The 14,974-nt window shown below is 69.4% G+C and carries 12 protein-coding genes; 7 read left to right on the top strand and 5 right to left on the bottom strand.

The genetic code is table 11. From position 1 onward, the window contains the following. The first annotated feature begins 317 nt into the window (after positions 1–317). Both argJ and CKO43_RS06985 read left to right on the top strand, forming a co-directional pair. Positions 318–1,547 carry a bifunctional glutamate N-acetyltransferase/amino-acid acetyltransferase ArgJ gene (gene argJ / locus CKO43_RS06990; protein WP_200378252.1) on the top strand — a complete coding sequence of 410 codons (1,230 nt, stop codon included), beginning with the start codon at positions 318–320 and terminating at the stop codon, positions 1,545–1,547. Positions 1,548–1,748: 201 nt separating this feature from the next. Then, entirely contained in the window at positions 1,749–3,050 is a 1,302-nt protein-coding gene (locus CKO43_RS06985) for an MFS transporter (protein ID WP_200378251.1), read from the top strand. A 3-nt stretch (positions 3,051–3,053) separates the two neighbouring features. Here the strand turns inward: CKO43_RS06985 and ugpQ are convergent, their stop codons facing one another. The 5 genes from ugpQ to ugpB all read right to left on the bottom strand — a co-directional run bounded on the left by ugpQ (position 3,054) and on the right by ugpB (position 8,108). Next, entirely contained in the window at positions 3,054–3,806 is a 753-nt protein-coding gene (gene ugpQ, locus CKO43_RS06980) for a glycerophosphodiester phosphodiesterase (protein WP_200378260.1), read from the bottom strand. Beyond that, on the bottom strand, positions 3,806–4,867 hold the full coding sequence (locus tag CKO43_RS06975) for a sn-glycerol-3-phosphate import ATP-binding protein UgpC (protein ID WP_200378250.1): 1,062 nt from the start codon (positions 4,865–4,867) through the stop codon (positions 3,806–3,808). The genes ugpQ and CKO43_RS06975 overlap by 1 nt, the downstream gene beginning before the upstream one ends. 44 nt (positions 4,868–4,911) lie before the next feature. Then, positions 4,912–5,769 (bottom strand): sn-glycerol-3-phosphate ABC transporter permease UgpE, encoded by an 858-nt coding sequence (gene ugpE, locus CKO43_RS06970; RefSeq protein ID WP_200378249.1) that lies wholly within the window; start codon positions 5,767–5,769, stop codon positions 4,912–4,914. Beyond that, a complete protein-coding gene (ugpA, locus tag CKO43_RS06965) occupies positions 5,769–6,590 on the bottom strand; it encodes a sn-glycerol-3-phosphate ABC transporter permease UgpA (RefSeq protein WP_242481085.1) in 822 nt (273 codons plus the stop codon). The genes ugpE and ugpA overlap by 1 nt, the downstream gene beginning before the upstream one ends. 198 nt (positions 6,591–6,788) lie before the next feature. Further along, positions 6,789–8,108, bottom strand: coding sequence for a sn-glycerol-3-phosphate ABC transporter substrate-binding protein UgpB (gene ugpB / locus CKO43_RS06960; protein ID WP_200230689.1), 1,320 nt, complete (start codon positions 8,106–8,108; stop codon positions 6,789–6,791). Positions 8,109–8,275: 167 nt separating this feature from the next. Between ugpB and CKO43_RS06955 the strand changes: the two genes are divergently transcribed. The 5 genes from CKO43_RS06955 to CKO43_RS06935 all read left to right on the top strand — a co-directional run bounded on the left by CKO43_RS06955 (position 8,276) and on the right by CKO43_RS06935 (position 14,662). Then, entirely contained in the window at positions 8,276–12,247 is a 3,972-nt protein-coding gene (locus CKO43_RS06955) for a DUF3683 domain-containing protein (protein WP_200378247.1), read from the top strand. Positions 12,248–12,500: 253 nt separating this feature from the next. After that, positions 12,501–12,974 carry an FxDxF family PEP-CTERM protein gene (locus CKO43_RS06950; protein WP_200230691.1) on the top strand — a complete coding sequence of 158 codons (474 nt, stop codon included), beginning with the start codon at positions 12,501–12,503 and terminating at the stop codon, positions 12,972–12,974. 100 nt (positions 12,975–13,074) lie between these two features. Next, positions 13,075–13,488: a gamma-butyrobetaine hydroxylase-like domain-containing protein gene (locus CKO43_RS06945; RefSeq protein ID WP_200230693.1), complete on the top strand. Its 414-nt coding sequence runs from the start codon at positions 13,075–13,077 to the stop codon at positions 13,486–13,488. Between the two features lie 8 nt (positions 13,489–13,496). Continuing rightward, positions 13,497–14,228 (top strand): bifunctional demethylmenaquinone methyltransferase/2-methoxy-6-polyprenyl-1,4-benzoquinol methylase UbiE, encoded by a 732-nt coding sequence (ubiE, locus tag CKO43_RS06940; RefSeq protein WP_200230694.1) that lies wholly within the window; start codon positions 13,497–13,499, stop codon positions 14,226–14,228. Further along, the gene (locus CKO43_RS06935) at positions 14,222–14,662 is read left to right on the top strand and encodes a TIM44-like domain-containing protein (protein WP_200230695.1); all 441 of its coding nucleotides are present in this window, start codon (positions 14,222–14,224) and stop codon (positions 14,660–14,662) included. Before ubiE ends, CKO43_RS06935 begins: the two co-directional genes overlap by 7 nt. Positions 14,663–14,974: the final 312 nt, after the last annotated feature.

Here is a 14,974-nt window from a genome sequence, read left to right as displayed (position 1 = left end):
CGGCGCCTCCAAGGCGGCCATGTTGTCGAGCGTGCGAGAGCTGGCGGCGCGTGACGGAGCGCGCGCGGCAGCCATCGGATGCGGTTCGAAGGGCAGGCTGCCGTTCCGCCCCCCGAGGTGCGAACGATTATGGGTAGCACCCCGCGCCGCGGGCAGCGGCCGATGGCCCCGGCGCGACGCCGATCCCGCGACTGCGGGGGCGGGTTGTGCCGGGGTTCACCGACGCGGCGCAGCGGCGCACCGGCGGGGGGCGGCTCGCACCGGAGGGGGCTCCTAGAATCCGGCTCCCACCTCTGTCTTGCGCCCGCGTCGCCACCATGCCCGTCAACCTCGCCGCTCCCGCCCCCGAATCCCTGCTGCCCGTCGCCGGCGTGCGCGTGGGCACGACGATGGCCGGCATCCGCAAGGCCGGCCGCCGCGACCTCGTCGTCTTCGAGATCGCGGCCGGCTCGGCCGTCGCCGGTGTCTTCACCCAGAACCGCTTCTGCGCCGCGCCCGTGCAGGTCTGCCGCGAACACCTGGCCGCAGGCGAGGGCATACGCGCGATCGTCATCAACACGGGCAACGCCAACGCCGGCACCGGTGCCGACGGCCTGGCGCGTGCACGCCGCAGCTGCGAGGCGCTGGCCGCGGTGGCCGGCGTCGCGCCGCGCCAGGTGCTGCCGTTTTCCACCGGCGTCATCATGGAGACGCTGCCGGTCGAACGCATCGAGGCCGGCCTGCCCGCCGCGTGGGCGGCGCTGCGCGCCGACGGCTGGGCCGAAGCCGCCGAAGGCATCATGACCACCGACACGCTGGCCAAGGCGGCGTCGCGCCAGCTGCAGATCGGCGGGCGCACGGTCACCGTCACCGGCATCGCCAAGGGCGCCGGCATGATCCGCCCGAACATGGCGACGATGCTCGGTTTCGTCGCCACCGACGCCGCCATCGATGCGGCGCTGCTGCAGCCGCTGCTGCGCGAAGCCGCGGACCTCAGCTTCAACCGCATCACGATCGACGGCGACACCTCCACGAACGACTCCTTCGTGCTGGTTGCCACCGGCCAGGCCGGCCACGCGACTATCGACACGCTCGACTCGGCCGAGGGCCGCGCGCTGCGCGAAGCTGTCATCGCCGTGTCGCAGCACCTGGCCCAGGCCATCGTGCGCGACGGCGAAGGTGCGACCAAGTTCATCACCGTCACCGTGCAGGGCGGGCGCGACGAGGCCGAATGCCGCGCCGCGGCCTATGCGGTGGCGCATTCGCCGCTCGTCAAGACCGCGTTCTTCGCCAGCGACCCCAACCTCGGCCGCATCCTGGCGGCCGTCGGCTATGCCGGCATCGCCGACCTCGACCAGGGGCTGATCGACCTCTTCCTCGACGACGTGCACGTGGTGCACGAGGGCGGCCGCCACCCCGGCTACCGCGAGGAGGACGGCCAGCGCGTGATGAAACACGCCGAGATCACGGTGCGCGTGGACCTGCACCGCGGCGCCGCGGCGGCGACGGTCTGGACCTGCGACTTGTCGCACGACTACGTCAGCATCAACGCCGACTACCGCTCCTGATCCCTTCTCCGGCGGTCGTTCCGCCGGTCCAGGGCTGCTAGGATCGCTGCCCCTTCCCCCGATGGCCGGCCGGCGTTCACCGCCCGAGCGGCCGTCGACAGGCCGGCGCGCCGCGTGCCGGCCGCGGGCCGCCGATCGTGTCGTCTTGGCGTCGCCCGTGTTTTGCGGCTCGCCCGCGCCGACGACCGGAGACCTTCGACGATGACCCGCGCGCTGCTCGCCCGCCTGCGCGCCGCCCTGACGCTGCCGCCGGGCGACCTGCTTCGAAACGCCACCTACCGCCGGCTGTGGAGCTCGATCCTGATCAGCTCGCTGGGCGGCCAGGTGACGATGCTCGCGCTGCCGCTGACCGCGGCGGTGCTGCTGCACGCCACGCCCACGCAGATGGGGCTGCTGACGGCGATGGAGATCGCTCCCTTCGTGCTGTTCTCGCTGCCGGCGGGCGTCTGGCTGGACCGGGTGCGCAAGCTGCCGGTCTACATCGCCGGCGAACTGCTGATCGGCGTGGCGGTGGGCAGCGTGCCGCTGGCCTGGGCCATGGGCTGGCTGGCGATGCCCTGGCTGTACGCGGTCGGCTTCTTCATCGGCTGCGTCTTCACCGTCGCCGGCACCGCGTCGCAGATCGTGCTGACCCAGGTCGTCGAACGCGACCGGCTGGTCGAGGCGCACGCCAAGAACGCGCTCGCGACCTCGGGCTCCGACGTCGCCGGCCCCGGCGTCGCCGGGCTGCTGATCAAGCTCTTCGGAGCGCCGCTGGCGCTGCTGGTGGACGCGGTGCTGGTCGTCGTCTCGGCGGCCATCCTGCGCGGCATCCACGTCGACGAGCGCCGCACGCCGCGCCCCGACGCACGCTTCGGGCGTGAACTCGCCGAAGGCCTGCGTTTCGTCGCCGAGCACAAGCTGCTGGTCGCGCTGGCGCTGGCGGTCGGCACCTGGCAGCTGTGTCAGAACGCGGCCCAGGTGGTGCAGATCCTGTTCGCGACGCGCACGCTGGGCCTGTCGGAACAGGCCGTCGGGCTGTGCTACATCGCGCTCGGCGCCGGCACGGTGACGGCCAGCGTCTGGGGCAACCGCATCAGCCGCCGCATCGGGCCGGGGCCGTGCATGGTGCTGGGTTTCCTGGTCTGCGGCAGCGGCTGGCTGCTGCTGGCCGCGGCGCCGGTCGGGCCCTGGGGCGTCGCGGCCTTCGCGGCGACGCTGGCGCTGTACGGCGCCGGCGCGGTGCTGGCCTTCATCAACTTCCTGGCGCTGCGCCAGGCGGTGACGCCCGAGCCGATGCTGGGCCGCATGACGAGCACGATGCGCTGGCTGATCCTGCTGCCGGCCGGCCCGGGCGCGCTGATCGGCGGCTGGCTGGGCGAACACCACGGCCTGCGGTCGGCGCTGGCTTTCGCCGGTATCGTGTCGATGCTGCTCGTTGTCGCCGCCTGGCGGCACCCGGTGATCCGCGGCGTGCGCGTCCTGCCGAGCGCCGCCAAGCCGGTGACGGCCGGCGGTGCCTGAGGCTCAGTCGACGACGCGTGTGGTGTCGGGCGAGAAGCGGTCGACGGCGTCGGTGATCAGGCCCTCGACGCCGGCGGCCAGCAGCCGCCGCGCCTCGGACGGGTCGTTGACGGTGTAGCAGAGCACACGCAGGCCGTCGGCGCGGGCGCGTTCGACCAGGCCCGGGTCGACCGTCGTGTAGTTCGGGATGATCGCGACGCAGCCCAGCTCCAGCGCCGCTTCGTACCAGCCGTCCCAGAAGGCGTCGACCAGCAGCGCACGCGGCAGCTCGGGCGCGGCCTCGCGTGCGCCGGCCAGCGCCTCGGGCTTGAACGAGCTCAGCAGCGGCGGCACCGCCTGCCCGGCCCAGAGCCGGCGGCAGGCGGAGGCGACGACTTCGCCGGTGCGGCGTTCGTCGCCCGGCGTCGGCTTGATCTCCAGGTCGAGCAGGAAACCGTTGCGCAGCAGGTAGCTCGCCAGCGCGTCGAGGCTGACCGGCGGCTCGCCGGCGTAGCTGCGCGAATGCCAGCCGCCGGCGTCCAGGCGCGAGAGTTCGCTCCAGCTGCGCTCGCCGGCGACGCCGCGTTCGGGCGTCGTGCGCTCCAGCGTCGTGTCGTGCATCAGGAAGGGCACGCCGTCGGCGCTCAGCTTGACGTCGCATTCGTAGGCCCGGTAGCCGTACGAGGCGCCGAGGCGGAAGGCGGCGAGCGTGTTCTCCGGCGCCAGCTTGCCGGCGCCGCGGTGCGCGATCCACAGCGGATACGGCCAGGGCGCCATCATTCGACCCGCCTGCCGGTGGCCGGGTCGTACCAGTGCAGGTGCTGCGGCGCGACGACGATGCCGATCTCGCTGCCGATCGCCGGCGGCGTCAGCGTGCCGTCGATGCGCAGCGTGAACGCAGCCTCGCCCAGACGGCCGTAGACCAGGCGCTCGGCGCCCAGCATCTCCAGCATCTCGACCTTCAGCTGCCAGCCGCCGGCGCCCAGCGTCGCGTGTTCCGGGCGCACGCCCAGCGTCAGCGCGCCATCGCGCGGTGCGGCCGCCGGCAGCGGCAGGCCGACACCGCCGACCGCGAAGCGGCCGCCCTCGGCCTGGCCGGCGATCAGGTTCATCGGCGGCGAGCCGATGAAGCCGGCGACGAAGGTCGAGGCCGGACGGCCGTAGACGTCCTCGGGCGTGCCGATCTGCTCGATGCGGCCGCCGTTCATCACGATCAGGCGCTGGCCCAGCGTCATCGCCTCGACCTGGTCGTGGGTGACGAAGAGCGAGGTGACGCCGAGCTCGCGGTGCAGCTTCTGGATCTCCAGCCGGGTCTGCGCACGCAGCTTGGCGTCGAGATTGGACAGCGGCTCGTCGAACAGGAACACCGCCGGCTGGCGCACGATCGCGCGCCCCATCGCGACGCGCTGGCGCTGGCCGCCTGAGAGTTCGCGCGGCCGGCGCTGCAGCAGCGTGCCGAGCTCGAGGATGCCGGCCGCCTTCTCCACCCGGCGCTGGATCTCGTCCTTGGGCACCTTGGCGATCTTCAGGCCGTAGGCCATGTTGTCGAAGACCGTCATGTGCGGGTAGAGCGCGTAGTTCTGGAAGACCATCGCGATGTCGCGCTCGGCCGGCTCGAGCCGGTTGACGACGCGCCCGCCGATGTCGATCTCGCCGCCGGAGATCTCCTCCAGCCCCGCGACCATGCGCAGCAGCGTGCTCTTGCCGCAGCCCGAGGGCCCGACGATGACGATGAACTCGCCGTCGGCGATCTCGGCGTCGACGCCGTGGATCGCCTTGAACGTGCGCGCGCCGGCGCCGTAGGTCTTCTCGACCTGTCTGAGGGATATCGAACCCATGTGTCAGCCGTTCTGGCCGCGGCCGCCACGGGCGGCCGGCGGCTTCATTTCTCGGAATCCGTCAGGCCTTTGACGAACCACTTCTGCATCAGGATGACCACCGCCGCCGGCGGCAGCATCGCCAGGATCGCGGTGGCCATCACCGCGTTCCACTCGGTGTAGGCGTCGCCGCCGGAGATCATGCTCTTGATGCCGAGCACGACCGGGTACATGTCCTCGCTGGTCGTGATCAGCAGCGGCCAGAGGTACTGGTTCCAGCCGTAGATGAACTGGATCACGAACAGCGCTGCGATCGAGGTGCTGGACAGCGGCAGCAGCACGTCCTTGAAGAATCGCATCGGCCCGGCGCCGTCGATGCGCGCGGCCTCGACCAGCTCGTCGGGCACCGTCAGGAAGAACTGGCGGAACAGGAAGGTCGCGGTCGCCGAGGCGATCAGCGGCACCGTCAGCCCGGCGTAGCTGTTGAGCATGCCGAGGTTGGAGACGACTTCGTAGGTCGGGCCGATGCGCACTTCGACCGGCAGCATCAGCGTCACGAAGATCATCCAGAAGACCAGGCCGCGGCCGGGGAAGCGGAAGTAGACGACGGCGAAGGCCGAGAGCAGCGAGATGACGATCTTGCCGACGGCGATCACCAGCGCCATCACCAGGCTGACCTCGAGCATCGGCAGCACCGGCGCGATGTTGCCGCCGTAGCCGCTCTTGCCGCCGAACAGCGCCAGCTTGTAGCTCTCGATCATGTTGTCGCCGGGCAGCAGCGACATCGGCACGTTCTGCACGATCTGCTCGGCGGTCTGCGTGCTGGCGATGAAGGTGACGTAGACCGGGAAGGCGACGATCATCACCCCCAGCACCAGCACCAGGTGCGACAGCAGCGTCGCGACGGGGCGGTTCTCGACCATCAGTAGTTGACCCGTTTTTCGACGTAGCGGAACTGGATCACCGTCAGCGCGACGACGATGACCATCAGCACCACGCTCTGCGCGGCCGAGCCGCCCAGGTCCAGCGCCTTGAAGCCGTCGTAGTAGACGCGGTAGACGAGGATCGCCGTGTCCTTGCCCGGGCCGCCGTGGGTGGCGGCGTCGACGATCGCGAAGGTGTCGAAGAAGGCGTAGACGATGTTGATGACGAGCAGGAAGAAGCTCGTCGGCGTCAGCAGCGGGAACTGCACCGTCCAGAAGCGGCGCCAGGGGCCGGCGCCGTCGATCGCGGCGGCTTCGATCAGCGACTTCGGGATCGACTGCAGCCCGGCGAGGAAGAACAGGAAGTTGTAGGACACCTGCTTCCAGACCGCCGCCATCACGATCAGCGTCATCGCGTCGCCGCTGTCGAGCAGGTGGTTCCAGTCGTAGCCGGCCTGGCGCAGCCAGAAGCTGACGATGCCGATCGACGGCGCGAACATGAACAGCCAGAGCACGCCGGCCAGCGCCGGCGCCACCGCGTAAGGCCAGATCAGCAGCGTGCGGTAGAAGCGTGCGCCGCGCACGACGCGGTCGGCCATCACCGCCAGCGTCAGCGCCACCGTCATGCCGACCACCGCCACCAGCGTCGAGAACACGGCGGTGGTCTTGAACGACTGCAGGTAGCTCTCGTCGTCGATCAGGCGGCGGAAGTTCTCCAGCCCGACGTACTCGACGCTGGTGCCGAAGGCGTCCTGCTGCAGCAGGCTGTAGTGCAGCGCCTGCGCCGCCGGCCAGAAGAAGAAGACCAGGATGACGGCCATCTGCGGCGCGATCAGCACCCAGGGCAGCCACGCGTTCTTGAAGCGGACTCTCTTTTCGGCAGCCAACGACGGCTCTTCCCGTTCGTGACGACGGCGGGCGCCCCGAGAGGGAGCGTCCGCCGCCCGGCGCGGCCCCGCGGGCCGCGTGCAAAACTCGCTAGGCTATCAGGGCCTGAGCCTGCGCACGCCTTGCGGCGTTCAGCCCTTGTTCGCCTTCTCGAAGCGCTGCAGCTGGTCGTCGCCACGCTTCTTGGCCGCGTCCAGCGCCTCCTTCGCGCTCTTCTTGCCGGCCCAGACCTGCTCCATCTCCTCGTCGACGATGGTGCGGATCTGCACGAAGTTGCCCAGGCGCACGCCGCGCGACTTGTCGGTGACCTTGCGGATCATCTGCGTCACGGCGACGTCGGTGCCGGGGTTCTCCTTGTAGAAGCCCGACTTCTCGGTCAGCTCGTAGGCCGCGGTCGTGGTCGGCAGGTAGCCGGTGCGCTGGTGGCTCGTGGCTTGCACCTGCGGGTCCGACAGGTACTCGAAGAACTTGGCCACGCCCTTGTACTCGGCCGGCTTCTTGCCGCTCATGACCCACAGGCTGGCACCGCCGATGACGGTGTTCTGCGGCGCGCCGGGCACGTCGGGGTAATAGGGCAGGGCGCCGATGCCGCCGCTGAACTTGGCGTTGCGCTTGACGTTGCCGTACAGGCCCGAGGAGCCGGTCATCATCGCGCACTCGCCCGAGACGAAGGTGGCGTCGGCGGCGTTGCCGCGGCCCTTGTAGACGAACAGGCCCTGCTTGGCCATGTTCGCCAGGTTTTCGATGTGGCGCACGTGCAGCGGCGTCGTGAACGCCAGGCGCGTGTCCAGGCCGCCGAAGCCGTTGCGTTTGGTCGCGTACTCGACGTTGTGCCAGGCCGAGAAGCTCTCCAACTGCGTCCAGCTGACCCAGCTCGTCGTGAACGGGCACTTGTGGCCGCTGGCCTTGAGCTTGGCGGCGGCCAGCGCCACTTCCGGCCAGGTGGTCGGCGGTTTGTTCGGGTCCAGGCCGGCGGCCTTGAAGGCGTCCTTGTTGTAGTGGAAGACGGTCGTCGAGCTGTTGAACGGCAGGCTCATCATCTGGCCGTTCGGCGCGGTGTAGTAGCCGGCCACGGCGCTGATGTAACGCGTCGGGTCGAACTTGACGCCGGCTTCGGACATCAGCGTGGCCACCGGCTTCACCGCGCCCTTGCTCGCCATCATCGTCGCGGTGCCGACCTCGAAGACCTGCAGCACGTGCGGCGCGTTGCCGGCGCGGAAGGCGGCGATGGCCGCGGTCATCGACTCGTCGTAGCTGCCCTTGAACACCGGCACGACCTTGTAGTCCTTCTGCTTGGCGTTGAAGTCCTTGGCCAGGTCGTTGACCCATTCGCCGAGCGCGCCGCCCATCGAGTGCCACCACTGGATCTCGACCTGGGCCTGCGCGGGCAGCGCGAACAAGGCGGCCAGCGTGGCGACGGCGGCTGGGGCGAACGAGGCGATTCTTTTCATGTGGTCTCCTGCAGCGGGTTGTAACGATCCAAAGGATGCGATCGTTTTATGACAGTTCCCGGTTCTGTCACGCGGCGCTCGGCGCGGGCAACCGGGATAACCCCGCTGGTGTCGGCCCCCGGTGCGGGGCCGCGATGCTGCGCTGCGGTAGCATGCAAGGTTCGCTCATGAACGCGCCGCTCGCCTTTGCCACACCTCAAGACCCGGCGGCCGCTGTCGCGCCGGGCACGCCCGATCGCGGCGCCGATGCACCCGCGCGGCTGCGCGAGATCCCGTACAACTACACCTCGTTCTCGGACCGCGAGATCGTGCGCCGCCTGCTCGGCGAGCGCGCCTGGGAGTTGCTGGACCGGCTGCGCCAGGAGCGCCGCACCGGGCGTTCGGCGCGCATGCTCTACGAGGTGCTGGGCGACATCTGGGTGGTGCAGCGCAACCCGTACCTCGAGGACGACCTTCTCGACAACCCGAAACGCCTGCGGCTGCTGACCGACGCGCTGCAGCACCGGCTGCGCGAGATCGAACGCCGCCGCCAGCCCGACGACGCCGAGCGCGACGGCCACGTCGGCGAGTTGCTGGACGCCGCGCGCGCCGCGGTCGAACGCTTCGGCGACCGCTTCGTCGAGGTCTACGGCCTGCGCCAGCGCACGCGCCGCGTGCTCGGCCGCGTCACCGCCAAGGACAACATCAAGTTCGACGGCCTGTCGCGCGTGGCCCACGTCACCGACGCCACCGACTGGCGCGTCGAGTACCCCTTCGTCGTGCTGACGCCCGACACCGAGGCCGAGATGGCCTTGCTGGTCAAGGGCTGCATCGAGCTCGGGCTGACGATCATCCCGCGCGGCGGCGGCACCGGCTACACCGGCGGCGCCGTGCCGCTGGCCTGGAACAGCGCCGTCATCAACACCGAGAAGCTCGAGGCGATGACCGAGGTCGAGCGCGTCGTGCTGCCCGGCCTGGCCGAGCCGGTGGCGACGGTCTGGACCGAAGCTGGCGTTGTCACCCAGCGTGTCGCCGACGCCGCCGAACGCGCCGGCCACGTCTTCGCGGTCGACCCGACCTCGGCCGAAGCCTCGTGCATCGGCGGCAACATCGCGATGAACGCCGGCGGCAAGAAGGCCGTGCTCTGGGGCACCGCGCTGGACAACCTGGCGTCCTGGCGCATGGTGACGCCGGACGCCAAGTGGCTCGAGGTCACGCGCATCGGCCACAACCTCGGCAAGATCCACGACGTCGAAACCGCGGTCTTCGAGCTGAAGACCTTCGACAGCTCGGGCCGCACGCTGGAGCGCACCGAACGCCTGGAGATCCCCGGCTCGGTGTTCCGCAAGGAAGGCCTGGGCAAGGACGTCACCGACAAGTTCCTCGCCGGCCTGCCCGGCATCCAGAAGGAAGGCTGCGACGGCCTGATCACGAGCGCGCGCTGGGTCGTGCACCGCATGCCGGCGCACACGCGCACCGTCTGCCTGGAGTTCTTCGGCAACCCGCGCGACGCGGTGCCGTCCATCGTCGAGATCAAGGACTACCTGTTCGCCGAGGCCAAGCGAACCGGCGGCGAGAAACGGGATGGACAGGGCCCCTCCCCCGTCCTGCTCGCCGGCCTGGAGCACCTGGACGACCGCTACCTGAAGGCCGTCGGCTACGCGACCAAGAGCAAGCGGGTGCAGAAGGGCAAGAGCCTGCCGAAGATGGTGCTGTTCGGCGACATCGTCGGCGACGACGAGGACGCGGTCGCGCGGGCCACCAGCGAGGTCGTGCGCATCGCCAACAGCCGCGGCGGCGAGGGTTTCGTTGCCGTCAGCGCCGACGCGCGCAAGAAGTTCTGGCTCGACCGCAAGCGCACCGCGGCGATCGCCAAACACACCAACGCCTTCAAGGTCAACGAGGACGTCGTCATCCCGTTGCCTCGCATGGGCGAGTACACCGAGGGCATCGAGCGCATCAACATCGAGCTGTCGCTGCGCAACAAGCTGCAGCTGCTCGAGCGTCTCGAAGCCTTCTTCGCCTCTGGTTCGCTGCCGATCGGCAGTGCCGGCGAGGCCGGCGAGATCCCGAGCGCCGAACTGCTGGAGGACCGTGCGAACGAGGCGCTGGCGCTGCTGGCCGAGGTCGGCGGGCTCTGGCGCTTCTGGCTCGAGAACTTGGACGTCGTGCAGCCCGACAGCGCGCGCACGGTGTTCGCGCTGCTGCAGGACGACACGCTGCGCGCGTCGTGGAAGCGGCAGGTCTTCAAGCCGCTGCAGGCGATCTTCTCCGGCGGCGCGTTCGCACCCATCCTCGACGCCTGCAAGGCGATCCACAAGGAAGTGCTGCGCGGGCGCGTCTGGGTGGCGCTGCACATGCATGCCGGCGACGGCAACGTGCACACCAACATCCCCGTCAACAGCGACAACTACGAGATGCTGCAGACGGCGCACGAAGCCGTCGCCCGCATCATGGCGCTGGCGCGGCGGCTCGACGGCGTCATCAGCGGCGAGCACGGCATCGGCATCACCAAGCTGGAGTTCCTGACCGACGAGGAGCTCGCGTCCTTCGTCGCCTACAAGGCCAGGGTCGACCCCGAGGGCCGCTTCAACAAGGGCAAGCTGATGCGCGGCGGCGTCGCCGGCGCGATGGCCAGCGACCTGAGCGACGCCTACACGCCCAGCTTCGGGCTGATGGGCCACGAGTCGCTGCTGATGCAGCAGAGCGACATCGGGGCGATCAGCGAGAGCATCAAGGACTGCCTGCGCTGCGGCAAGTGCAAGCCGGTGTGCTCGACGCACGTGCCGCGCGCCAACCTGCTGTACAGCCCGCGCAACAAGATCCTGGCGACCTCGCTGCTGGTCGAGGCCTTCCTCTACGAGGAGCAGACGCGCCGCGGCGTCAGCCTGCGCCACTGGGAGGAGTTCGAGGACGTCTCCGACCACTGCACCGTCTGCCACAAGTGCCTGTCGCCGTGCCCGGTGAAGATCGACTTCGGCGACGTGTCGATGAACATGCGCAACCTGCTGCGCAAGATGGGCAAGAAGAGCCTGCGGCCGGGCAACCTGGTCGCGATGACCTTCCTGAACGCGACCAGCCCGCAGACCATCAAGCTGATGCGCGGCGCGATGGTCGGCTTCGGCTTCAAGGCCCAGCGCCTGGCCAACGAGCTGCTCAAGCCCGTGCTGCGCCGCCAGACCGCGGCGCCGCGGGCGACGCTGGGCGCGGCGCCGCTGAAGGAGCAGGTGCTGCACTTCGTCAACAAGAAGCTGCCCGGGGGGCTGCCGAAGAAGACCGCGCGCGCGCTGCTGGACATCGAGGACCGCGAGTACGTCCCGATCATCCGCGACCCGCAGGCCACCAGTGCCGAGACCGAGGCCGTCTTCTACTTCCCCGGCTGCGGCAGCGAGCGCCTGTTCAGCCAGGTCGGGCTGGCGACGCAGGCCATGCTCTGGCATGCCGGCGTGCAGACCGTGCTGCCGCCGGGCTACCTGTGCTGCGGCTACCCGCAGCGCGGCAGCGGCCAGTTCGACAAGGCCGAGAAGATCATCACCGACAACCGGGTGCTGTTCCACCGCGTGGCCAACACGCTGAACTACCTGGACATCAAGACCGTCGTCGTCTCCTGCGGCACCTGCTACGACCAGCTGCAGGGCTACAAGTTCGAGGACATCTTCCCCGGTTGCCGCATCGTCGACATCCACGAATACCTGCTCGGCAAGGGCATCGTGCTGCCGCCTGGCAGCGACGGCGCGTACCTCTACCACGACCCCTGCCACACGCCGATGAAGCTGCAGGACCCGATGAAGACCGTCAAGGCGCTCGTCGGTCCGCGGGTGGTGAAGAGCGACCGCTGCTGCGGCGAGAGCGGCACGCTGGGCGTCACGCGCCCGGACGTCAGCACCCAGGTGCGCTTCCGCAAGGAAGAAGAGATCCGCAAGGGCGAGGCCGAGCTGCGTGCGGCCGGCGGCGTGCCCGCCGGTGCCAACCTGAAGATCCTGACCAGCTGCCCCAGCTGCCTGCAGGGCCTCAAGCGTTACGAGGACGACCTCGACTCCGGCTTGCTCGAGGCCGACTACATCGTCGTCGAGATGGCGCGCCGCCTGCTCGGCGAAGGCTGGCTCCAGGATTACGTCGAACGCGCCAATTCCGGCGGCATCGAACGCGTGCTGGTGTAACGGCCAATTGCATTTGGATGCAATTGGCCCCGATTCGGCGAATCACTGAAGTCGCTGCAACTCGCATCACTTCTGCGCTTCCACCGCGATAGGGGTTTCATATGCTGCCGCACTGCAGCATAAGGTTACCCTTGGGTCGGTCCTTCCCCCGGTTTGCGGGGTGATGATCGTGACTCTTGACCCAGTACAACGACCGAACTGGCGGGCCGCGAACCCGTCGATGTCTTTCAACGTTCTACTGCCAGGAGTTGCAATGAAATTGAAACCTCTCGCGGCGGCGGCATTGCTTGCCACCAGCCTATCGTCATTTGCGGCGACCGATCTCGGCACCTTGGGCACCGATCCGGTGTTCTTCAACGGTACCGGTTCGGGCTTCGTGTTCGACACCTTCACCTTCACGCTGTCGGAACTGTCGAGCCTGCGGATCGACGTCACCGACCTGAAGTTCCCGCCCAGCTGGTCCTTCAGCAACCTGGGCATCGCCCTGCTCGACGAGTCGTTCGTGACGCTCGGCTCGGCCACCGCGGCTGACGGCCTGTCCTTCTCGGGACTGGCCGCCGGCACCTACGCGCTGGCACTCACCGGCTTCACCAGCGGCTCGTTCGGCGGCGCCTACGCCGGCGTGCTGGCCGCGGCGCCGGTGCCTGAACCCGAGACCTACGCGCTGATGCTCGCGGGCCTGGGCATCGTCGGCTTCATCGCCTCGCGCCGCCGCAGCAACGTCTAACGGCGGACGTCCCCACCTGGGTCAAGGGCGGTGCCATGCACCGCCTTTTTTCATGGGGTGCGGCGATACACTCCCGCGGTCGTCAACGCCCTTCGCCCGCATGTCCTCGCCCCGCGCGCCGCAGCCCACCTCGATCACCGTGCATCAGGCCTCGCGCGCGCTGGAGGTCGGCTTCGACGACGGTGCGCGCTTTCGCATCCCGTTCGAGCTGATGCGCGTGTATTCGCCGTCGGCCGAGGTCCAGGGCCACGGCCCGGGCCAGGAGACGCTGCAGACCGGCAAGCGCGAGGTGCTGATCGAGGCCCTCGAGCCCGTCGGCCACTACGGCGTGCGCCCCAGCTTCTCCGACGGCCACGACAGCGGCATCTACACCTGGGAGTACCTCTACCGCCTCGGCGCCGACGAAACGGCGCTGTGGGAGGACTACCAGCAACGCCTGGCCGCCGCCGGCGCCGACCGCGACGCGCCGATGGCGCCCAAGCGCGCCGGCGGCTGCGCTTCCCATCACTCCTGAATCCCCCCATGGCCCAGACCCATTTCGGCTACCAGACCGTCGACGAGGCGGAGAAGGCGCGCCGTGTGCGCGGCGTCTTCGACTCGGTCGCCTCGCGCTACGACGTGATGAACGACCTGCTCTCGATGGGCATGCACCGGGCGTGGAAGGCCTACACGGTGGCGGTAGCCAACGTGAAGCCGGGCGACCGCGTGCTCGACATCGCCGGCGGCACCGGCGACCTGGCGCGCGCCTTCGCGCGCAAGGTGGGCGCCAGCGGCACCGTCGTGCACACCGACATCAACGAAGCGATGCTGCGCACCGGCCGCGACCGCCTGCTCGACGAAGGCCTGGTGCTGCCGACGACCACCTGCGACGCCGAGCACCTGCCGTTCGCCGACGCCAGCTTCGACCTCGTCACCGTCGCCTTCGGCCTGCGCAACATGACGCACAAGGACGGCGCACTGCGCGAGATGGGCCGCGTGCTGCGCGAGGGTGGCCGGCTGATGGTGCTGGAGTTCTCGAAGGTCGCCGCGCCGCTGGCTAAACCCTACGACTGGTATTCCTTCAACGTCATGCCCAAGATCGGGCGCTTCGTCGCTGGCGACGAAGAAAGCTACCGCTACCTGGCCGAATCGATCCGCATGCACCCCGACCAGCAGACGCTCAAGTCGATGATGAAGGAGGCCGGCTTCGGCCACGTCGACGTGCACAACATGAGTGCCGGCGTCGTCGCGCTGCACGTGGGGATCAAGTGCTGAGTCGCCTGGCGCGCCTGAAGCGGCGGGTTTCGCCGCTGCGGCACGCCAGCAAGGGCGCAGCAGCCTGCTCCGCCGACGTCGAAGATTTCCTGCGCGTCGCACGCGCGAGCTTCGTCACGCTCCAGGCCGCCTGGGACGCCGCCGACCTCGGCGCGATCGCGGCCATCACCACCGATGACCTGCTGGCCGAGTTGCGCGAGCAGCTCGAGGCCCGCGGCCCCGGCCCCAACCGCACCGAGGTGCTGTCGCTGCAGGCGCGGCTGCTCGGTCTCGACGAGGTCGGCCAGGGCCTCGTCGCCAGCGTCGAGTTCTCGGGCTGGATCCGCGAGCGCATGGACGACGGCGCCGCGCCGTTTCGTGAACTCTGGCTGCTCGCCAACCTGAAGAGCGCCGGCCGCGGCTGGCAGATCGCTCGCGTCCAAGCGCTGAGCTGATACCCCGCCGCGGCGTGCGGCGATTGCTCACATCCGCTAACCAGCGCGGCGCCAATACGCCGGTTTTCGTCCCGCATTCCGAGGGGTTACCCGGAACCGGGGCGCCCACACGCCGCTCCATTCGTATCTACTGAAGCGCTGCCGAGGCCCCGCTCATTGAGCGGGAGCGGTTCTTGCCGAGGCTGGGAGTTGAGCGCAATGACGGCCATTGCGCGGCAATGGCTTTGTCACGAGTGGAGAGCGTCGTTGCATGCCGAGAAGTCCGGCATTCGGTAATGCGCACCTAGACTGGGCAGCTTTCGTGGCAGGGCC

Origin of the sequence: Rubrivivax gelatinosus, from assembly GCF_016583785.1 — a bacterium.
Classification (GTDB): Bacteria; Pseudomonadota; Gammaproteobacteria; order Burkholderiales; family Burkholderiaceae_C; genus Rubrivivax; species Rubrivivax gelatinosus_B.
This window is presented reverse-complemented; position numbering and strand designations above follow the sequence as displayed.

Bases quoted from the DNA above. Each gene is read 5' to 3' on its own strand.
- argJ (WP_200378252.1), top strand. From the start codon at position 318: ATGCCCGTCAACCTCGCCGCTCCCGCCCCCGAATCCCTGCTGCCCGTC.
- CKO43_RS06985 (WP_200378251.1), top strand. From the start codon at position 1,749: ATGACCCGCGCGCTGCTCGCCCGCCTGCGCGCCGCCCTGACGCTGCCG.
- ugpQ (WP_200378260.1), bottom strand. From the start codon at position 3,806: ATGGCGCCCTGGCCGTATCCGCTGTGGATCGCGCACCGCGGCGCCGGC.
- CKO43_RS06975 (WP_200378250.1), bottom strand. From the start codon at position 4,867: ATGGGTTCGATATCCCTCAGACAGGTCGAGAAGACCTACGGCGCCGGC.
- ugpE (WP_200378249.1), bottom strand. From the start codon at position 5,769: ATGGTCGAGAACCGCCCCGTCGCGACGCTGCTGTCGCACCTGGTGCTG.
- ugpA (WP_242481085.1), bottom strand. From the start codon at position 6,590: ATGGCCGTCATCCTGGTCTTCTTCTTCTGGCCGGCGGCGCAGGCGCTG.
- ugpB (WP_200230689.1), bottom strand. From the start codon at position 8,108: ATGAAAAGAATCGCCTCGTTCGCCCCAGCCGCCGTCGCCACGCTGGCC.
- CKO43_RS06955 (WP_200378247.1), top strand. From the start codon at position 8,276: ATGAACGCGCCGCTCGCCTTTGCCACACCTCAAGACCCGGCGGCCGCT.
- CKO43_RS06950 (WP_200230691.1), top strand. From the start codon at position 12,501: ATGAAATTGAAACCTCTCGCGGCGGCGGCATTGCTTGCCACCAGCCTA.
- CKO43_RS06945 (WP_200230693.1), top strand. From the start codon at position 13,075: ATGTCCTCGCCCCGCGCGCCGCAGCCCACCTCGATCACCGTGCATCAG.
- ubiE (WP_200230694.1), top strand. From the start codon at position 13,497: ATGGCCCAGACCCATTTCGGCTACCAGACCGTCGACGAGGCGGAGAAG.